This is a genomic window from Corticimicrobacter sp. (genome assembly GCF_040137905.1).
Lineage (GTDB): Bacteria > Pseudomonadota > Gammaproteobacteria > Burkholderiales > Burkholderiaceae_B > Corticimicrobacter.
In genome coordinates this window covers 1-19,354 of sequence record NZ_JBEFDG010000023.1, presented here as the reverse complement: position 1 = coordinate 19,354, position 19,354 = coordinate 1, and the positions used below count along the sequence as shown (strand labels likewise).

Annotated in this window: 15 protein-coding genes; 5 read left to right on the top strand and 10 right to left on the bottom strand. The window is 62.7% G+C overall.

The annotated features are described in order from the left end of the window. The first annotated feature begins 224 nt into the window (after window positions 1–224). Genes fdnG through ABN482_RS03315 form a run of 5 tightly spaced genes read left to right on the top strand, consistent with a single transcriptional unit; the run spans window position 225 to window position 6,429 of the window. Window positions 225–3,281 carry a formate dehydrogenase-N subunit alpha gene (gene fdnG, locus ABN482_RS03335; protein ID WP_349502658.1) on the top strand — a complete coding sequence of 1,019 codons (3,057 nt, stop codon included), beginning with the start codon at window positions 225–227 and terminating at the stop codon, window positions 3,279–3,281. 14 nt (window positions 3,282–3,295) lie between these two features. Beyond that, complete coding sequence (gene fdxH / locus ABN482_RS03330; RefSeq protein WP_349502657.1) at window positions 3,296–4,201, top strand: formate dehydrogenase subunit beta; 906 nt, start codon at window positions 3,296–3,298, stop codon at window positions 4,199–4,201. Continuing rightward, complete coding sequence (locus ABN482_RS03325) at window positions 4,198–4,869, top strand: formate dehydrogenase subunit gamma (RefSeq protein WP_349502656.1); 672 nt, start codon at window positions 4,198–4,200, stop codon at window positions 4,867–4,869. The genes fdxH and ABN482_RS03325 overlap by 4 nt, the downstream gene beginning before the upstream one ends. Beyond that, the gene (gene fdhE, locus ABN482_RS03320; RefSeq protein WP_349502655.1) at window positions 4,866–5,801 is read left to right on the top strand and encodes a formate dehydrogenase accessory protein FdhE; all 936 of its coding nucleotides are present in this window, start codon (window positions 4,866–4,868) and stop codon (window positions 5,799–5,801) included. The genes ABN482_RS03325 and fdhE overlap by 4 nt, the downstream gene beginning before the upstream one ends. Window positions 5,802–5,811: 10 nt before the next feature. Beyond that, window positions 5,812–6,429, top strand: coding sequence for a YitT family protein (locus ABN482_RS03315; RefSeq protein ID WP_349502654.1), 618 nt, complete (start codon window positions 5,812–5,814; stop codon window positions 6,427–6,429). A 22-nt stretch (window positions 6,430–6,451) separates the two neighbouring features. On the opposite strand, the gene ABN482_RS03310 is transcribed toward ABN482_RS03315, so the two are convergent. The 10 genes from ABN482_RS03310 to ctlX all read right to left on the bottom strand — a co-directional run bounded on the left by ABN482_RS03310 (window position 6,452) and on the right by ctlX (window position 19,132). Then, window positions 6,452–7,261, bottom strand: a complete 810-nt coding sequence (locus ABN482_RS03310; protein ID WP_349502653.1) for an HpcH/HpaI aldolase family protein — start codon at window positions 7,259–7,261, stop codon at window positions 6,452–6,454. Window positions 7,262–7,286: 25 nt separating this feature from the next. Further along, window positions 7,287–8,120, bottom strand: a complete 834-nt coding sequence (locus tag ABN482_RS03305; RefSeq protein ID WP_349502652.1) for a carbon-nitrogen hydrolase family protein — start codon at window positions 8,118–8,120, stop codon at window positions 7,287–7,289. 4 nt (window positions 8,121–8,124) lie between these two features. Continuing rightward, complete coding sequence (locus tag ABN482_RS03300) at window positions 8,125–9,126, bottom strand: TRAP transporter substrate-binding protein (RefSeq protein WP_349502651.1); 1,002 nt, start codon at window positions 9,124–9,126, stop codon at window positions 8,125–8,127. Between the two features lie 44 nt (window positions 9,127–9,170). Continuing rightward, on the bottom strand, window positions 9,171–10,451 hold the full coding sequence (locus ABN482_RS03295) for a TRAP transporter large permease subunit (protein ID WP_349502650.1): 1,281 nt from the start codon (window positions 10,449–10,451) through the stop codon (window positions 9,171–9,173). 18 nt (window positions 10,452–10,469) lie between these two features. Further along, window positions 10,470–11,015, bottom strand: a complete 546-nt coding sequence (locus tag ABN482_RS03290; RefSeq protein WP_349502649.1) for a TRAP transporter small permease — start codon at window positions 11,013–11,015, stop codon at window positions 10,470–10,472. A 447-nt stretch (window positions 11,016–11,462) separates the two neighbouring features. Further along, complete coding sequence (locus ABN482_RS03285) at window positions 11,463–12,590, bottom strand: ABC transporter permease (protein ID WP_349502648.1); 1,128 nt, start codon at window positions 12,588–12,590, stop codon at window positions 11,463–11,465. Window position 12,591: 1 nt separating this feature from the next. Beyond that, window positions 12,592–15,417: a ribosome-associated ATPase/putative transporter RbbA gene (gene rbbA / locus ABN482_RS03280; protein WP_349502647.1), complete on the bottom strand. Its 2,826-nt coding sequence runs from the start codon at window positions 15,415–15,417 to the stop codon at window positions 12,592–12,594. Window positions 15,418–15,420: 3 nt separating this feature from the next. Further along, the gene (locus ABN482_RS03275) at window positions 15,421–16,500 is read right to left on the bottom strand and encodes an HlyD family secretion protein (RefSeq protein WP_349502646.1); all 1,080 of its coding nucleotides are present in this window, start codon (window positions 16,498–16,500) and stop codon (window positions 15,421–15,423) included. Window positions 16,501–16,509: 9 nt separating this feature from the next. Continuing rightward, on the bottom strand, window positions 16,510–18,006 hold the full coding sequence (locus ABN482_RS03270; RefSeq protein ID WP_349502645.1) for an efflux transporter outer membrane subunit: 1,497 nt from the start codon (window positions 18,004–18,006) through the stop codon (window positions 16,510–16,512). Between the two features lie 166 nt (window positions 18,007–18,172). Next, window positions 18,173–19,132 (bottom strand): citrulline utilization hydrolase CtlX, encoded by a 960-nt coding sequence (ctlX, locus tag ABN482_RS03265; RefSeq protein WP_349502644.1) that lies wholly within the window; start codon window positions 19,130–19,132, stop codon window positions 18,173–18,175. Window positions 19,133–19,354 lie beyond the last annotated feature (222 nt).

The following is a 19,354-nucleotide window of genomic DNA, read 5'->3' as shown; positions in this document are numbered from 1 at the left end:
ACTATCCATTAACCCTTCTGTCTATAAGATAATTATAGTGGTTGCTTGGAACACAGCATAAACTAGCGGGTTTTCGGTCGCCGACGTGCGGTCGATCCACACAGGAAGCCCTTGGGCTTCCTGTTGTTTTTTGTTCGCCTGGAAGGTGGATTGATAATCCTTCCAATTGCGCCTGTTAATCCAACGCCTCTGCAGTGGTGAGAGTGCGGTTTGACATATAGAAGATGAAAACGAATCACGGCAGGAGACGTTTCTTCAGGCTGTGTGGTGTCGGCGTGGCCGGCGCCACGGCAGCATCCCTGGGGTTTGCCCCTTCGGTTGTGCATGCGACCCAGCCGCGCCAGTACAAGCTGTTGCGCGCCAAGGAGACGCGTAACAACTGTACATACTGTTCGGTGGGCTGTGGCCTGCTGATGTACAGTCTGGGCGATGGTGCCAGGAATGCCAAGGAAAGCATCTTTCACATCGAAGGCGATCCGGATCATCCGGTCAGCCGCGGCTCACTCTGTCCGAAGGGTGCCGGCCTGCTTGACTACGTACACAGCAAGCAGCGCCTGAAGCGCCCGCAATATCGTGCTCCCGGCAGCACCGAGTGGCAGGACATGAGCTGGGAAGAGGCCATCGAGCGCATCGCGCGCCTGGTCAAGGATGACCGCGACGCAAACTTCATCGAGAAGAATGAGGCAGGTACGACGGTCAATCGCTGGCTGTCTACCGGTATGCTCTGTTCGTCGGCCGCCAGCAACGAGACGGGCGTTCTTGATTTCTATTTCTCCCGAGCCCTGGGCATTCTTGGCATGGACTGCCAGGCGCGGCTGTGCCATGGACCTACGGTGGCTGCGCTGGCACCCACGTTCGGGCGCGGTGCCATGACCAATCACTGGGTCGATATCAAGAATGCCAACGTCGTGATGATCATGGGCGGCAATCCTGCCGAGGCTCACCCGGTGGGCTTCAAGTGGGTGATCGACGCCAAGATCAAGAACGGTGCCAAGGTGATCGTGGTCGATCCGCGCTTCAATCGCAGCGCGGCCGTGGCGGATCTGTATTCGCCCATCCGGGCCGGTTCCGACATCGCCTTCCTGATGGGGGTCGTGAACTACCTGCTCGAGCACGACAGGATCCAGCACGATTATGTGCGCGAGTACACGAGCGCGCCGCTGATCGTGCGGGATGATTTCGAGTTCGACGAAGGACTGTTCAGCGGTCATACCGAAATGGGCAAAGGGTATGACAAAACATCGTGGATGTATGAGCTGGATGTTCAGGGCAATGCCTTGCGCGATCCGACCATGCAGCATCCGCGCTGCGTGATCAACCTGCTGAAAAAGCATGTTTCCCGCTATACGCCCGAGACGGTCGAAACGATCTGCGGTACGTCCAGGGAAGATTTCCTGGAGATCTGCAGCATTCTGGCCTCTACGGCGGCGCGTGACCGTACGGCGACTTTCCTGTATGCACTGGGCTGGACCCAGCACACCAGCGGTGCGCAGATGATCCGCGGTGCCGCCATGATCCAGTTGCTGCTGGGCAATATCGGTATGTCCGGAGGGGGGGTGAACGCCCTGCGCGGACACTCCAACATCCAGGGCTATACCGATCTGGGCCTGCTGTCGCTGCGCCTGCCCGGCTACATGAATCTGCCGACCGATCAGCAGACCTCGCTGCAGCAGTACCTGCGCGAGACGACCCCCCAGGCCATGCAGGATGGTCAGGTCAATTACTGGAAGAACACGCCGAAATTCTTTGTCAGCCTGATGAAGGATATGTGGGGCGACAAGGCAACGGCTGAAAATGATTGGGGCTTCGACTGGTTGCCCAAGTCGGATCGCAGCTATGACCTGATGGCCTATATCGAGATGATGAATGAAGGCAAGGTCAACGGCTACATCGTGCAGGGCTTCAACCCGCTGGCGGCCGTGCCTGACAAGAACAAGACGCAGGCCGCGCTGTCGAAGCTGAAGTTCATGGTCACCATCGATCCGCTGGCGACCGAAACGGCCAGTTTCTGGCAGAACCATGGCGAAGAGCACGATGTGGATCCGACGCAGATCCAGACCGAGGTGTTCCGCCTGCCGTCCTCCTGCTTTGCCGAGGAAAACGGTTCCATCGTCAACTCCGGCCGCTGGCTGCAGTGGCACTGGGCCGGCCAGGCACCTCCGCACGATGCCTGGCACGATGGCAAGATCCTGGGCCATCTGTTCATGAAGATCCGCGAGCTGTACGAAAAGGAAGGGGGGGCCAATCCCGAACCCATCCTGAACATGAACTGGGACTTCACCGACAACTACGATCCCGCGCCCGAAGAGGTCGCCCGGCGCGCCAATGGCTATGCGCTGGCTGATATCAAGGATGCGCAAGGCAACGTGGTGCGCCGCAAGGGGCAGTTGCTGGATGATTTCAGCCAGTTGACCGACGACGGCAGCACGTCCAGCTTCTGCTGGGTCTTTGCCGGCTCGTGGACCGAGCAGGGCAACCAGATGGCACGCCGCGACAATACCGATACCGGTCTGGGCAATACGCCGGGTTGGGCCTGGGCCTGGCCGCAGAACCGGCGTATCCTGTACAACCGCGCATCGGCCGATATCAATGGGGTGCCCTGGGACCCACGTCGCCAGATTCTCTGGTGGAAGGAAGGGCGCTGGACCGGCGTGGATGTACCCGATTTCGCGGCAGGTGCCGCGCCCGGCACGCCTGCGCGGCCTTTCATCATGCTGCCCGAAGGGGTGGGCCGCCTGTTCAGCCTGGGTGCGATGGTGGACGGGCCGTTCCCCGAGCATTACGAGCCGCTGGAGTCTCCCATCGAGAGCAATCCGCTGCACCCGGCCGTCACCATCAATCCGACGGCGCGCGTGTTTGCGTCAGACCGTGAGCGCATGGGCCACCGGCAGAATTTCCCCTACGTTGCGACGACTTATTCGATCACCGAACTGTTCCGTCACTGGACCAAGCATTCACTCCTGAATGCGCTGGTGCAGCCCGAGCAGTTCATCGAGCTTGGCGAGGAACTGGCCGCCCGCAAGGGTATCGTCCACGGCGATGTCGTCAGGGTCAGCACCGAGCGCGGCTACATCAAGGGCAAGGCGGTGGTGACCAAACGCATGCGCACGCTCACGATTGCCGGCCAGCAGGTCGACAGCGTGGGCATTCCCGTGCACTGGGGTTTCAAGGGATCGACACGCAAGGGCTTCCTGGCCAATACGCTGCCCCCAGCCGTGGGTGACGCCAATTCGCAGACGCCTGAATACAAGTCGTTCCTGGTCAACATCGAGAAGGCCTGAGAGAGATACGCACCATGACTATGCAATCCCAGGACATTACCCGGCGTTCGGCCACCAACAGCCTGACGCCCGCCCCGCGTGTGCGGGATCACAAGGCCGAGGTGGCCAAGCTGATCGACGTCAGCATCTGCATCGGCTGCAAGGCCTGTCAGGTGGCCTGCAACGAGTGGAACGATCTGCGTGACGAGGTGGGTCACAACGCCGGCGTGTACGACAACCCGGCCGACCTGTCGCCCAAGACCTGGACGCTGATGCGCTTTGCCGAGCACGTCAACGAGCAGGGCAAGCTGGAGTGGCTGATCCGCAAGGACGGCTGCATGCACTGCGAGGATCCAGGTTGCCTGAAGTCCTGTCCCCAGCCCGGTGCCATCGTGCAATATGCCAATGGCATCGTGGACTTCCAGTCCGAGCACTGTATCGGCTGTGGCTACTGCGTGGCCGGCTGTCCGTTCGATGTGCCGCGCATCAGCAAGGAAGACAACAAGGCCTACAAGTGCACGCTGTGTTCCGACCGCGTGCAGGTGGGCCAGGAGCCTTCCTGCGTCAAGACCTGCCCGACCGGTGCGATTTCGTTCGGCACCAAGGAAGACATGCTGCACAAGGCTGCCGGCCGCGTCGAGGAAATGAAGACACGCGGCCTGGAAAACGCCGGCATCTATGATCCCCAGGGCGTGGGCGGTACGCATGTGATGTATGTATTGCAGCACGCCGACCAGCCCGAGCTGTATCATGGCCTGCCCAAGGACCCGCATATCAGTGGCGTGGTCGAGGGTTGGAAAGGCTGGTTCAAGCCGCTGGCGGCGCTGGGCTTCGTCACGGCCCTGGCCGGTGCGGCAGCGCACTACATGAGCGCCGGCCCCAATGAAGTGGACGAAAACGAAGAAGATCACGAAGATCAGCAAAAGGGAGACAAACCATGAACAAGAAGCAGATGATCCTGCGCACACCGCTGCCAGACCGGATGTGTCACTGGGCCATGGTGGTGTGCTTTGCGCTGGTATCGCTGTCCGGTCTGTCGTGGGTGTTTCCCAGCCTGAACTGGCTCAACGGCGTGTTCGGTACGCCGCAGATGGCGCGCCTGCTGCATCCGTTCTTCGGGGTGGTGGTGTTCGTGGCGCTGGTCTATCTGTTCGTGCGCTTCGTGAAATACAACCTGTTCGTCAAGGAAGATCTGATCTGGGTGCGTAACGTCAAGTCGGTGATGGCGGGCGATCACAGTACGAAGCTGCGCATCGGCAAATACAATGCCGGCCAGAAATTTCTGTTCTGGGGCATCATGGCCCTGATCACGCTGCTGCTGGTGACGGGCCTGATGATCTGGCGTGCCTATTTTGCCCATCTGGTGCCAATCCCGTTGCTGCGCATTGCGATGTTCCTGCATTCTTTTGCCGGCGTAAGCCTGATGCTGCTGATCATCGGCCACGTTTACCTCGCTTTCTGGGTCAAGGGCTCGATCCGTGGCATGGTGACCGGCTATGTCACCCGCAAGTGGGCGCGTGCGCACCATGATCGCTGGTACCAGGAAATTTCGTCTGCCAAGCCGGCGCAGGCGGAGGCCGCACAGCAACAGCCGGAGAGTGCGCGATGAGCATTCGCATCGTGCCCGAGTCCGAGCGCACGCCCGGCGTCGATCAGATCGAGCCGGTTCTGCTGCCGCAGGCCGGCGCGCCCTACGGTCGTCGCGCCGCGCGACTGCGTACGCTGGCCGAAGGGCATCCGATGGTTGACTATCTGTCATGGGCAGCTGACCTTGCCGATGCTCAGCAGGCTGTTTCCCAGGCGGCACCGTTGCCTGAAACCGAGGTCATGATCCTGGCCGACCAGGTGCGCGGCCAGTCCTACGCACCGTTGCACAGCGGGCACTGGCAGCGCTCTGCGCATTGGCAGGCGCAACTGGACAGCCTGCTGGATAAAGTGGCACCGTTGCCCTCCATGCAGTCCGCGCCGGTACGTCAGGCGCTGGAGAGCCTGCGTACGGCCGATGGCGCGCAGCGTGACGCCTGGGCCGATGCGCTGCTGGCCGGGTTGCGCGGCGAAGAACCCGGATCCGTACTTCCCGAGGCCGGTGCGGCCCAGTTGCTGTGGGGCGCGCTGTCGGTCTACTGGCGGCAATTGGCCAGCAGCTTGCCCGGTGCCGGGGTGGCCGAACTGGGGGAACATCGCCATCTGTGCCCGGTCTGCGGGCATGCCCCGGTCGGCAGCGTGATCCTCGACGGCAGCCGGGCTGGATTGCGCTATCTGCAATGCAGCCTGTGTGAAAGCCAATGGCATGTCGTCAGGACCAAATGCACCAATTGCGATGGCACCGGCGCGCTTGACTACTGGTGCCTGGAAGATGCCCAGGCACCCGTTCGCGCCGAAAGCTGCAGCGATTGCGACAGTTACCTGAAGGGGTTCTACCTGCAGGCCGATCGCGCCCTCGACCCCGTGGCCGATGACCTGGCCACGTTGGCACTGGATGCCGAAATGGATGCCAAGGGGCTGGCGCGCAGCGGCGTCAATCCGCTCATGCTGCCCTGACGGCCACGCCATGGCGCAACCGGTCATCTCCGACACAAAGGCCCCGCATACCCTGGTCGAGGATGCGCTGGCCATCCTGACCGGCGCTTTCGTGATCTCGTTCGGTGTGATGCTGCTGCGCCAGGCCGGCACGCTGACCGGCGGTACGGCCGGGCTGGCCTTTTTGCTGCACTATGCTTGGGATGTGCGTTTCGGCACGGCGTTCTTCCTGCTGAACGCGCCGTTTTTCGTGCTGGCACTGCGGCGCATGGGGCCGGCCTTTACGGTAAAGACCATTTGCGCCATCGGCCTGGTGTCGCTGTTCACCGAGCTGCATCCGCACTTTATCGAGATCGCCCGTATCGAACCCCTGTATGCCACTGCGATTGGCAGCATTGCGATGGGATTGGGTCTGCTGGTGCTGTTCCGGCATCGCGCCAGCCTGGGGGGGTTCAACATTCTGGCGCTTTATCTGCAAGAGCGCCATGGCATCCGGGCCGGCAAGGTGCAGATGGGGCTGGACTTCGCGATCCTGGCAGCCTCGCTGTTCGTGGTGTCGCTGCCGCTGGTGGCGATTTCCATCGTGGGGGCTTTCATGTTGAACCTGATCATTGCGATGAACCATCGCCCCAATCGCTACCTGGCCTGAGCGACTGCCTGGCGTGACCGGGTCATGATTGGGCCAGTGTGGCGCGGACCTGCGCAGCATGCTGGGCCGCCTGGTTGAGCCAGTACAGGTCACTGCCCATGATCAGCATGTCGCAACCCAGCGCCACCAACTCCCGTGCCTGCTCCAGATCGGCAGGGGCGCAGGGCACCATGACCTTGATGCTGCGAGCATGGCATTTTTCCAGCAGTTCTTCCAGGCGTGCGCGGACTTCGGGATGGCGCATGCGGTAGTCCACCGGCAAATTGCGCGACAGCGAATAGTCGGCCGGGCCGAAGTGCACGGCATCAATGCCGGGTACGTCCAGGATGGCATCGATATCATCGAAGAACTCATGGCTCTCGGCCATGGGAACAATCACTGTGCGTGCGTTTTCCGATTCGGTGTAGGCCTGCCAGTCGAAGCCGGCGGCGGCAAAACGGGCCGAGCGCACCGAACTGTCACCGCCGCGACGACCCATGCCGGGGAATTTGCTCATGCGGATAATGGCGCGCATCTGTTCGGCGTTGTGTACCTGGGGAATGATGACACCTGTCGCACCCAGCTCCAGCGAGGTACGAATTTCTGCTTCGATGGTGCCGCTGACGCGCACCAGTGCATCGACGCCTGCCACGCGGGCGGCTAGAAGCATCTTTTCGAGCTGTCCATCGACGCCCAGCGCGGTATGCTCGGTGTCGATGAAAACAAAGTCCAGACCGTGATGGCCGGCGGTTTCCACAGGCATGCAGGAACCACTGTAGATATTCATGCCGTACGTGATCAACTGCTCATGGCGCAGCTTGTCCTTGAGCGTGAGAAGAGAGGGTGCGGACATAGGGCTTCCTGGGAAAAATGAGGGATCAGAGTCGGTAGGTGGCGGGCAGGCGGTCACGAAACGGGTGGACTTCGAACACGCCCGGTTCCCGGATCAGGGATTTGTTGCGTGCGCGGGTGATATCGATTTCGACCGTGAATACACCGTCTTCGGCCCCGGCTCGGACCAGGGTGCTGCCCAGTGGATCGATAATGTGGCTGTTGCCGATGAAAGGCATGCCGCATGTCGCGTCGTTGCGGTTGGGGGCCATGAAGTACACCAGGTTTTCGTTGGCTCGCACGGTACTGAACAGATCGGGCAGAATGCGGGCCTGTTCTGGCCAGGCGGCCGGCAGCACGATGATGTCCGCCCCTTCCAGCGCCAGGGTGCGCGCGACTTCCGGGAAGCGGATTTCGTAGCAGATGGCCAGGCCGATGCGGCCTATGTCGGTATCGAATATCGGCACGGATATATCTTCCGGAATGTCGACGAAGCAGTCTCCCGGCATCAGTGGCAAATGGCGCTTGTGGTGCAGGCCGATGAGGCCCTGCGGGCCAATCAGTGCCGCCGTGTTATAGGTCCGGTCGCCGTCGCGCTCGAAGAATCCGACCACGATATGGATACCGGTTTCGGCGCTGACCTGCAGCAGCGGATCGAGATCGCCACGCTCGACAACCAGTGCGGCTTCGCGCAATGTTTCAAGCGTCTCGTATGCATCTGGCGTCAGGTACATTTCAGGGAAGGCGATCAGCCGTGACCCTTCGGCTGCGGCTTTTCGCGCGGCTGAAACGACGATGCGCAGCGTGGCAGGCAGGTCGTGGGGAACGGGCTGCACCTGGGCCACGGAAACTTTGAAGGGTGCGGGAAGGGAATGGCTCATGGCATCAGTCCTGTGCATCGAAGCCGACGATCTCGAAAGCTTTCTGCGTCAGTTCGGGGTTGATTTTGTTGGCGTGCTCGAGAATGACGGGGCGCAACTGCTCGCGGAAGCGGCTCAGTGCCTCTTCATCCAGATGGTTGACTTGCATGCCGGCCTGCTCCAGTTCGGCGATGACCTTGGCATCGTTCTCGCGGGACAGCCTGCGTTGCTCAAGGCGAATTTCCATGGCGACATCCTTGAGCAGTTGCTGCTCGTCGGTGTTCAACCTGTCCCAGAACGGTTTGCCGACCAGCACCATGTGTGCGTTGTAGGAGTGGCGGGTGAGTGAAAGATACTTTTGCACTTCATTGAATTTGGCCGACAGGATGACAGTGGCCGGATTTTCCTGTCCATCCACCGTGCCGGTTTCGAGTGCGGTATGCACCTCGGTAAACGGCAGCGGTGTCGGGTTCGCGCCCAGGGCCCGCCAGGTATCGACACTGACCGGAGACTCCTGCAGGCGGATCTTGATACCGGAGGCGTCTTCGGGGCTGCCGACGGGGCGTACGTTGTTGGTCAGATGGCGCATGCCCAGTTCCCAGAAGGCCAGGCCGACCAACTGACGCTGGGGGAGTTGTGCGATCAGGCGATCACCGACCTCACCGTCGAGGAGCACATCGACCTTTTGGGGATCGGTATACAGGAAAGGCAGATCCAGCAGGCCGAAGTCGGGTACCTGGGTGACCAGGTTGCCGGCACTCCACATCATCATTTCGACCACACCACCCTGCAGCGAGGACAGTACCTGAGCGTCGCCGCCCAACACACCATTGGGAAAGAGTCGGACCTTGATCTTGCCACCGCTGCGCTCGGCCACTTTCTCGGCGAACAGTTCCATGCCTTGTACCGGCGGTGTGCCCTTGGGCGTGGTGACGGCAAACTTGATCGTGTGGGAGCGGTACTCCGCTGCCGCCGCAGTGGCGCAGAAGCAGGTGGCGGCAGCCAGGGCGATGAGTATTTTGTGCATGTTGCGGTCCGTTGGGTGGGAAAGTGAGGGTCAAATACCGTCTGTCAGCGAGATAGCCAGGCAGCCGGCACCATGATGAGGTCGGGAAAGGCAACCAGCAGGGCCAGCACCAGCAACTCTGCGATCAGGAAGGGGGCCACGCCCTGCAGCAAATGTTCGAGCTTTAGCTTGCCGATGCCACACACCACGTTCAGTACCGTGCCGACCGGCGGCGTGATCAGGCCGATCGAGCAATTGATCATGAACAGGACTGCGAAGTAGACAGGGTCGATGCCGGCCGCCTCGACCACCGGAATCAGAATGGGGGCCAGCAGCAGTACGGTCGGGGTCAGGTCCATGACCATGGAGATCAGGGTGATGAGCACCATCAGCACGACGACCAGCAGCTTGGGCTGATCCATGATGGGTTCGATCAGGTCGATGATCTGGCCGGGAATGTCGGCCAGGGTAATGAGCCAGGCGGGTACGGCTGCGGCTGCCACCAGGAACATCACGGCGGCTGTGGTCTTGCCGGCCTGCAACAGCAGCCCGACCAGACTGTACAGACTGAGTTCGCGGTAGATGACGATCGAGACGAACAGGGCATATACGGCGGCGACCGCTCCTGCCTCGGTCGGTGTGACGATGCCGAAGCGCAGGCCAACGACAATGATGACCGGCAGCATCATGGCCCAGAAGCTTTCGCCGAGCGCCTTGAGCCGTATTTTGGCCGAGGCGCGTGGGGCGAGCTCGGCGGTACTGTTGCGCGAGAGCAGCCACCACGCAATACTCAGCGCCACCGCCAGAATGAGTCCGGGGGCAATGCCGGCCAGGAACAGCTTGGTAATCGACAGGCCGGAGGCCACGCCCAGCACCACGAAGCCGATGCTGGGCGGGATGATCGAGCCCAGAATGGAGACGGAGGCAATCAAGCCGCCCGACCGGTTCTTGTCATAGCCTGCCATGACCATCATGGGCAGCAGCAGTGCGGTCAGTGAGGCGGCGTCGGCCAGCGCCGACCCTGACAGGCTGGACAGCAGTACGCCGGCAAAAATGGTGACGTAGCCCAGGCCTCCGCGCAGGTGTCCGACCATGGCGACGGCCAGTGCAATGATGCGGCGCGACAGGCCGCCATTGTTCATGATTTCCCCGGCGATGATGAACAGCGGAATGGCCAGCAAGGGAAAGTTGCTTGCGGCGCTCAGGATGTTCTGGGCCAGGATCTGGCCGTCGAACAGGCCGATTTGCCACATCAGGGCAACACCGCAGGCCAGCAGGGCGTAGGCGATAGGCATGCCGATGGCGATGCCGGCGATCAACGTGCAGACAAAGAGTGCGAGTGTCATGATGGGTGGGGTGCTGCTTTAGGGCGCGGAGATATCCTGTCCGGCGTGGTGTGTTGCGGCCGGAGCAGATTGGCGGGCGTATTCGATCAGATCGTGGAGGATGACCAGTGCACTCAGAATGGAGAAAGTCACGCCGGCACCGTAGAACAGAGTCATGGGGATGCCAGTGGCAGGGGCCCCCACGCCCCTGTTGATGAGCATTTGCGACCAACTGCCTGTCAGCAGCAACAGGGTGATGCCCAGCATGATCAGGTGGGACAGCAGGCGCAGGATTTTTTGCCAGCCAAAAGGCAGTCGGCTGGTCAGCATGTCGACGTGGATGTGAGCGCGCTCATGCAGGACCAGCAGCGCGCCCATGAATACCAGCCAGACAAACATCAGGCGCGAGACTTCCTCGGTAAAAAACAGGCTCGAATTGAACCCGTAGCGCAGGACGACATTGGTGAAAATCAGTGCCGTGATGGTGAGCATGCCGAGCACCACAATGTACTTGAGCGTCAGGAAGTAATAGCGTCTGGCCCGCGCGAGTGGTGCGCGCGGCGGATGGGAAGGGGAGCGGCTCATGGTCTGCATGCATCAGTTCAAAGTGGTGTTCGGCCGGCCAGTGAGGATGGTGATGGGATGGCGGGTCGCACGGTCGGTGATCATTTCCAGGAAATGCGATTTATACATACGTTATCGTATAAGTTGTACGACTTCAATGTGTCATGGAATGAGGAAACATTGACAGTGCCGTATCGAGACGCAGCAGAGCAGGCGATTTTTTTGATTTCATTGAATAGAAATGTATTTTTATTCAATGTGTTATTTGTTCTGTGGTGGGATTCCGCCAAGATTTTTTGGCGGATTTATGGACGTATGGGATGCCTGGCTGATTAGGGAAAGTCCTAATGAATTTCAAGCTTTGTTATCGCACATCGTATCTCTTGGGTAAGAAAAAGCGTCTATGGATGAGCCATATCCGATTGCCATGAGAGACTGTATTTTGAACCTGTGCCGGTTGGCCTGCAGTCAGGCCATCTGGCTGATCGTGCGGCGAAAGCGTCGCAGCGACAGGCTGAACAGTACTGCCCCGATCACCGCCAGTGCCAGGAATTGCGGCCAGACCACGGACAGGCCGGCACCCCGGTACAGGATGGCCTGGCCCAGGCTGACAAAGTGGGTGGTGGGGGCCAGCAGCATGATGTCCTGTACCAGTTGCGGCATGCTTTCGCGGGGAGTGCTGCCGCCCGAGAGCATCTGCAGCGGCAGCAGCGTCAGCACCATCAGCAGTGCGAACTGGGGCATGCTGCGCGCCAGGGTGGCCAGGTAGATGCCCATCGAGGTGGTGGCAAACAGCGACAGGGCCGCGCCCGCCAGGAACAGCAGCGGCGAGCCCTCTATGGGCACCTGCAGCAGGCCGCGTACCACCAGAAAGAGCGAAAGGGCCGTCGCCAGCAGTACCACCAGTCCCATCGACCAGATCTTGGCCAGCATGATTTCGGTGGGCGTGACCGGCATGACCAGCAGGTGCTCCACCGTGCCGTGTTCGCGTTCGCGGATCAGGGCGGCACCGGTGAGGATAATGGCCAGCATGGTCACGGCATTGATGATCTGCATGACGCTGCCGAACCAGGCTTTTTCCAGGTTGGGATTGAAGCGCGCGCGCAGCGCCAGATCGACGGGCGGTGTGGCGGTACCCCGGTAGCGCTGGATGAATCCGGCGATCTCGCCTTGTACGATTTCCTGTATGTAGCCGTTACCGGTAAAGGCCTGGCTCATGCGCGTGGCATCGACATTGAGCTGGATCTCGGCAGTCCGGCCAGCCAGGATATCGCGCTGGAAATTGGGCGGGATGTTCAGCACAAAGGTGTAGCGCCCGGCATCGAGTGCGGCGTCGGCCTCTCCAGGCTGCAGCATGGCAGGTGGATTGAACTGGGGCGGATAGAAAGCGGCGGCAATGCGCGACGACAGTGCGGAATGATCCTCGTCGACGATGGCGATGGGCGCATGGTGCAGCGACTCCGGCAGCGCAGTGGCAGCCGAATAGACGGAGACCGTGAACAGGTAGAGGATCAGCAGCAACATGGCCGGATCACGCCACAGGCTCCAGAGTTCCTTGACGCCCAGCCGGTGGATGTTTTTCAGGTGGCGCAGCATGTCAGGCATCCTGTTTTTTCAGGAACAGCACGGCCAGACCCATGATGACGGGGATCGATATGAGCAGGGGCCAGAAGGTCGGCATCAGGTCGCCCAGCCCGAGTGCCTTGCTGAATACGCCCCGGCTGATGGTGAACATGTGGGTGGCGGGGTAGATTTCGCCGATCAGGCGGCCAGCGCCTGATAGCGAGGGCACCGGGTCGATCAGGCCGGCGAACTGGGTGGCCGGGATGATGGTGCCGATCATGGCGATGAATACGGCAGCCACCTGGCTGCGGGTGATGGCCGATGCCAGCAGGCCCATGCCGGTCGTGCAGATGCAAAAGACCAGGGCCGCCAGCGTCAGCGTGGCGAAGCTGCCCTTGATGGGCACGCCGAAGACTGTCACGGCCAGCAGGCTCATCGAGAAGAAATTGACCATGGCCAGTGCCAGGTAGGGCAGTTGCTTGCCCAGCAGGAATTCGGTGCGCGTGACCGGCGTGACGTACAGGTTGACGATGGAGCCCAGTTCCTTTTCGCGCACGACACCGAGCGCGGCCAGCATGGCCGGCAGCATGAGCAGCAGCATCGGGATCACGGCGGGCACCATGGCCGGCAGGCTGCGCACGTCCGGGTTGTAGCGGTAGCGTGTTTCGATGGAGGCGAGCGTGGTGACGGGAATGCCGGACTGGCGGGCCTGGTCGGCCAGCCACAACCGGTGCATGCCCTGTACATAGCCTTTGACGGTCTCGGCCCGTTGCGGCATGGCACCATCGACCCAGGCACCAACCTGTACCGACTCGCCGCGCTTGATGTCGCGCGCGAAGCCGGGCGGGATCTCTATGGCCAGTGTCAGTTCGCCGCTGCGCATGCGCCGGTCCAGGTCGTCGTAGTCGCGGATCGGGGGGTGCTCGACGAAGTAGCGGGAGCCGGAGATGTTCAGCGTGTAGTTCTGGCTGAGCGTAGTCTGGTCGCGATCGAGCACGGCATAGCTGAGGTCTTCCACATCCAGGGTGATGCCAAAGCCGATCACGAACATCAGGATGATGGAGCCGGCCAGCGCCAGTGTGGCGCGGACCGGGTCACGCCGCAGTTCCAGCGCTTCGCGCCAGCTGTAGGCCAGCAGGCGTTGCAGGCTGAAGCGGGGCGGCCGGTGCGTAGCCTCGGGTGTGAGGTCCGGCGCTGCGGACGTGGTGCAGGCTGGCGAAGTGAGGCCATCGGCAGCCGGTTGCGCCGTGGGTACGGCCTGCGCAGCGGTTGTCAGTGCAGGCTGGCTGTTGGGTGTGTTCTCTGTGTCGTCTAGGCTTTCACCGCTGGCTTCGAGCAGATAGCCGATGAAGGCCTCTTCCAGGGAGGCCGCACCGCGTTTCTCCACCAGCCGCGCCGGCGTGTCGCTGTCGAGCACCTTGCCGGCGTGCATCATCGACATGCGGTCGCAGCGCGCTGCCTCGTTCATGAAGTGGGTGGAAATGAAGATCGTGACCTTGTCACGGCGCGACAGTTCGACAAGCAGTCGCCAGAAGTTGTCGCGTGCCACCGGGTCGACACCCGAAGTCGGTTCGTCCAGGATCAGCAGTTCGGGGCGGTGCACCATGGCCACGGCCAGCGACAGGCGCTGGCGCATGCCCAGTGGCAGGCTTTCCGGCAGGCTGTGGCGTACCTCGTCCAGGTCGAAGCGGCGGATCATGTCTTCGACGCGCGCCTCGATATCGGCCTCGGCAACGTGGAACAGCCGGGCATGCAGGACCAGATTCTGCAGCACCGTCAGTTCGCCGTACAGCGAGAACGCCTGCGACATGTAGCCGACGCGACGACGCGTATCGAGATCGTGCGGGTCGACCTCGTGCCCGAACAGCCAGGCGCGGCCTTCGCTGGCGGGCAGCAGGCCAGTCAGCATTTTCATGGTGGTGGACTTGCCGCAGCCGTTGGACCCCAGGAAACCGAAAATCTCGCCGCGCCGGATACGGAAGCTGACGTGATCCACGGCCACGAACTTGCCGAACCGCATGGTCAGGTCCTGGGCCTCGATGGCGATATCTTCGTCATCAGCCGCCAGCGGGGGAATTTCGACGGGTCGGTAATCGCGGGTCTTGCTTTCGGGCAGCAGACGGATGAACGCGGCCTCTAGCGACTGACTGTCGGTTCGTGCCAGCAGCTCGGCGGGCGTGCCGGTCGCCAGCACCCGCCCTTCGTCCATGGCGACCAGCCAGTCGAAACGCTGCGCCTCGTCCATATAGGCAGTCGCCACGATCACGCTCATGACCGGGCGCTGGCTCCGGATGCGGGCGATCAGGTCCCAGAACTGGGCCCGTGCCAGCGGATCGACGCCAGTGGTCGGTTCATCGAGGATCAGCAGATCCGGGTCGTGGATCAGTGCGCAGCACAGGCCGAGCTTTTGCTTCATGCCGCCCGACAATTTGCCGGCTGGCCTGTCCAGAAAAGGATGCAGGCCGGTGGCGCGGGTCAGGTCCTCGATGCGGCGTGTCTGCTCGGCAGCATCGTGACCGAACAGGCGTGCGAAAAAGCGCAGGTTTTCTTCCACCGATAGCGTGGGATAGAGGTTCCTGCCCAGGCCCTGCGGCATGTAGGCGATGCGCGGGCAGACCGCTTCGCGATGGGCCCGGTCGGCCATGTCGCCGTCCAGTGCATGCACCGAGCCGGACTGTATGGCACGGGCACCGGCCACCAGTGACAGCAGGCTGGACTTGCCTACGCCGTCCGGACCGATGATGCCGGTCATTCCGCCTGCCGGGATATCGAGATCAAGTTGGTCGAGCGCCAGCGTGTCACCGTAGCGCAGGCTGACGCCCTGCAGCCGGGCCACGCAGCGGTCGGGGGCGGCGCTCATGCCTTACTCCGGCACCCGTACGGCCAGTGAGTCGGGCCACTGGGCATCGGCATCCAGCTTGAGCCAGGCGACGCCGGGCAGGCCAGTCTTGACCTGGGCCAGGTGGCGACGCAGCAGGTCGGGATCGATCTGTGCCTTGACGCGGAACATCAGCTTCTGCCGTTCGCTGGCAGTTTCTACCGTTTTGGGTGTGAACTGCGCGGTACTGGAGACGAATGAAATTTTTGCCGGAATGACCAGGTGCGGCGCGGCGTCCAGCACCAGGCGTACGTCGGCACCCAGCGCAACCCTGCCGGCTGCCGTTTCGGGCAGGAAGAACGTCATGTAGACGTCGGACAGGTCAACCATGTTCAGCAATTTGCCACCCGCACCCAGCACTTCGCCGGGCTGGGCCACACGGAATTGCACGCGGCCATCGCGGGGTGCCGTGAGTGTGCTGTCGGACAGGTCGGCATCGATGCGGGCCACGGTCGCCCGGGCGGCCTCGACCCGTGCCTGTGTGCCAGTCAACTGGGCGCGCGCCGCTTCGACGGCGGCCTGGGCGGCAACGACCTGGGCGCGTGCCGCAGTCAGGGCCGCTTCGGCTCCACGCACTCGGGCGCGGTCATCATCCAGTTCCTGTTGCGAGGCGGCACCCTCCACGGCCAGCGTCTCGGATCGCGCCAGGCGGCGGCGGGCGGCTTCGTGTTCGGCCTGACGCTGCGCGACTACGGCCTGCGCTGCCGCGACGTCGCTTTCACGCAGGGCAATCTGGGCCTGGGCGGCGGCCACGGATTGCAGGGCTTCCTGCTGGCCGGCCACGGCCTCGTTGCGCTGTGCCTGCAGGGTGTCGATCTGCATCTGCGCCAGTGTCTGGCCCGCCTGCACGAAATCCCCCTCGTTGACCGTGATGTCCGCGACCCGTCCGGGCAGCTTGGTGGCAATGTCGATCTCGGTCGCCTCGATGCGGCCGTTGCCGCTCACGAAGCCGGAGCCGGGGCCGTCGTCGGCCAGGTATTGCCAGCCAAGTACGGCGGCCAGCGCCACCGCGACGATGGCAGCGCCGATGATGAGGTTCTTTTTCTGGGAGGCGGAAATGGCCATGGCAGGATCTCAGGGCGTAGCGGTGGAGGTCGGGGTGGTGCCAGGGGTGACGCTGGCCGACTGTGCAGTGGCGGCATCGCCGCCGAGTGCGGCGTAGAGTGTGACATGGCTGTCGAGCAGGCTGCTGCGGACCTGTGCCAATTGCTGCTGGGCAGTCAGCAGATCACGCTGGGCGTCCAGCACTTCAAGATAGGATGCTGCTCCGCGGTCATAGCGCAACTGCGCCAGATGCGCGCGCCGGGTCTGGACTTCCAGGGCCTCGCGCTGGATGGCCAGGCGTTCTGCCAGCCACTGATGGGCCGACAGGGCATCGGCCACTTCCCTGAACGCGGTCTGAATGGTCTTCTCGTATTGGGCGACGGCAATATCGCTGCGGACTTCGGCCAGATCGAGATTGGCCCGCAGGCGGCCGCCGTCGAAGATTGGCAGCGAAATCGTCGGCAGGAACGACCAGGCCCGACTGCCAGCATCGAAGAGGCCATCGAGTTCTGCGCTGGCGGTGCCCCAGTTGCCGGTCAGCGAGATGCGTGGCAGGAAAGCCGCGCGTGCTGCGCCGATATTGGCTTGCGCAACTGACAGGCGCTGCTCGGCGGCCATGATGTCGGGACGTCGCAGCAGCAGGTCGGCCGGCAGGCCGGCACGGATCGGCGGGAATGCCAGTGCATCGTCCCAGCGTACCGGCGCGGTCAGGGCCGGATCGGCCTGCGCGCCCAGCAGCAATGTCAGCGCGTGTGCCTGGGCGGCGCGGGCCTGCTCCAGCTCGGCACTCAGGGCGCGGGCCTGGATCAGCAGGGTCTCGACCTGGGTCAGATCGAGGGCGGAGGCAGCCCCGACATCGTTGCGGCGCTTGAAAATACGGTAGGACTGTTCGCGGCTGGCTGCAGTCTCGCGCGCCAGTGCGGCGCGTTCATCGAGATCGCGCAATCCCAGCCAGGCGTGGGCAACCTCGGTGATCAGGCTCAACTGCACGGCGCGCTGGGTGGCCTCGGTGGCGAGGTATTCGGCCAGGGCGGCATCGCGCAGGCTGCGCACCCGGCCCCACAGATCGATTTCCCAGCTGTTCAGGCCGACATAGGCTTCGTAGTTGCCCCCCACGACCGACTGGCCGCTCGGGTTCAGGTCGCCTGGCGTACGGGCGCGACCTCCCTGTCCTCCGACCGAAATGCCGGGATAGAGGTCGGCGCGCTGGATACCGTAGGCGGCACGCGCCTCTTCGATGCGCAACACGGCTATGCGCAGGTCACGGTTGCTCTCGAGTGCAATATCGATCAGTTGCCGCAGGGTAGGATCGGTGAAGTAATCCTGCCAGGCCGGCAGGGCTGTTCCCTGTCCGGCAGCGGCTGTCATGGCTGCCTGGCCGGTGTCTGCGGGCCAGGTGTTCGGTACCGGCAATGGCGGTTGGGGCGTATCGGGCACCAGTGGCGTGCAGCCTGCCAGGAGCAGGGCCAGCAGAACCGGTGCCAGCTTTCCTGATGCGGTCGGGTGCGGCAGAGGATAATCCGTCATGTGGCATATCCCAGGGCTGAAAACGAAGCCCAGGCACCATTGAGGCGCGGGGCAGCCTGCCGGTTGCAATGTCGGCGGGCAGAGACCGCAGGCATTGCGACTGGCCTGATACCATTGTACACATCTGGACTGTGCCCGCCCTGGCGGGGACGGGCCGCTCGGGGGCTCAGACCTGGGGGCCCAGGTGCCTTGTCGACAGATGGATGCCGGCGATCATGCAGCGGACCGATCCCCCCGCCATTTCGATGGTGGAGACATCCAGCGGCAAGAGGCGTGCCGACCGCTCGATGCGCCGAAACTGATCCGGCGTGAGGCTGTCGTAGGCACGCTGCGACAGGGCCAGCACGCGTCCATCGCGGCCCGACAGCTCAATGGCATTGCCGGCGAACTCCTTGATCTGCGCGTTGTCGAGCGCAATCACATCGCGACCCGACTCGGTCAGCCGGTCACGCACCTCTCCAGCCCTGGCCGGGTCGGTGAACGTGTCGAAACCCACCAGGGCGAACTCGGTCGCCACGCACATCAGGACGTTGGTGTGGTAAATGGGGCGACCGGCCTCGTCGGCCGTATCGAACGCCATCGGTTCGAAATTGAAGTGGGTGCTGAAACGCTCCAGCGTGATCGGGTCGGCCCGGTTGGAGCGGGCCGTATAGGCCACGCGGGCCAGATGGTCGAAGACCATGGCACCCGTGCCTTCAAGGAACAGCCCGTCGGCCTCCAGACCTGAATAATCGATCACATCCTGGACACGGTATTCGCGCTTGAGCATCTCGATGATGTCGGCGCGCCGTTCGCGACGGCGGCTTGGCGAGTACATGGGGTAAATGGCGATATGCCCGCCCGGATGGGTGGAAAACCAGTTGTTCGGGAAGACGGAGTCGGGCGTGTCGTTTTCGCCGGTGTCCTCGAACAGGTGAACGCGGATGCCTTCGGCCTGCAGGCGTTGTGCCGCCACGGTGACTTCCTCCCAGGCGGCGCGGGCCACGGCCTGTGCTGCCCGCTGTGCGGCGCTGCTCTGGAATGTGTTGTCCGCTGCGGTTTCCGGATTGGGTGTGAAGGCATGTGGACGGATCATCACCACGGCCGATGGCGCCTGTATGGAACGCGTATGAGTCGATGTGTTCATGTGGGCATCAAAAAGGCCGCCAGACAGGCGGCATGGGGTCAGGTGTTCGGAAGGCCGGTCATGCAGCGCGGCGCAGTCGCTGTCGGCTGCGCACGCTGCGGGTGAAGCGGAACAGATCCTTGGGGTCGTGGTCCTGGTCGCCGCCCCAGGGCACCAGTTCGACGGACTGCCCCATGTTGCGGGCCTCGGCCTGTTCGTTGACGTAGCGCAGCACGGCGTAGT

Bases quoted from the DNA above. Each gene is read 5' to 3' on its own strand.
- fdnG (WP_349502658.1), top strand. From the start codon at position 225: ATGAAAACGAATCACGGCAGGAGACGTTTCTTCAGGCTGTGTGGTGTC.
- fdxH (WP_349502657.1), top strand. From the start codon at position 3,296: ATGACTATGCAATCCCAGGACATTACCCGGCGTTCGGCCACCAACAGC.
- ABN482_RS03325 (WP_349502656.1), top strand. From the start codon at position 4,198: ATGAACAAGAAGCAGATGATCCTGCGCACACCGCTGCCAGACCGGATG.
- fdhE (WP_349502655.1), top strand. From the start codon at position 4,866: ATGAGCATTCGCATCGTGCCCGAGTCCGAGCGCACGCCCGGCGTCGAT.
- ABN482_RS03315 (WP_349502654.1), top strand. From the start codon at position 5,812: ATGGCGCAACCGGTCATCTCCGACACAAAGGCCCCGCATACCCTGGTC.
- ABN482_RS03310 (WP_349502653.1), bottom strand. From the start codon at position 7,261: ATGTCCGCACCCTCTCTTCTCACGCTCAAGGACAAGCTGCGCCATGAG.
- ABN482_RS03305 (WP_349502652.1), bottom strand. From the start codon at position 8,120: ATGAGCCATTCCCTTCCCGCACCCTTCAAAGTTTCCGTGGCCCAGGTG.
- ABN482_RS03300 (WP_349502651.1), bottom strand. From the start codon at position 9,126: ATGCACAAAATACTCATCGCCCTGGCTGCCGCCACCTGCTTCTGCGCC.
- ABN482_RS03295 (WP_349502650.1), bottom strand. From the start codon at position 10,451: ATGACACTCGCACTCTTTGTCTGCACGTTGATCGCCGGCATCGCCATC.
- ABN482_RS03290 (WP_349502649.1), bottom strand. From the start codon at position 11,015: ATGAGCCGCTCCCCTTCCCATCCGCCGCGCGCACCACTCGCGCGGGCC.
- ABN482_RS03285 (WP_349502648.1), bottom strand. From the start codon at position 12,590: ATGCTGCGCCACCTGAAAAACATCCACCGGCTGGGCGTCAAGGAACTC.
- rbbA (WP_349502647.1), bottom strand. From the start codon at position 15,417: ATGAGCGCCGCCCCCGACCGCTGCGTGGCCCGGCTGCAGGGCGTCAGC.
- ABN482_RS03275 (WP_349502646.1), bottom strand. From the start codon at position 16,500: ATGGCCATTTCCGCCTCCCAGAAAAAGAACCTCATCATCGGCGCTGCC.
- ABN482_RS03270 (WP_349502645.1), bottom strand. From the start codon at position 18,006: ATGACGGATTATCCTCTGCCGCACCCGACCGCATCAGGAAAGCTGGCA.
- ctlX (WP_349502644.1), bottom strand. From the start codon at position 19,132: ATGAACACATCGACTCATACGCGTTCCATACAGGCGCCATCGGCCGTG.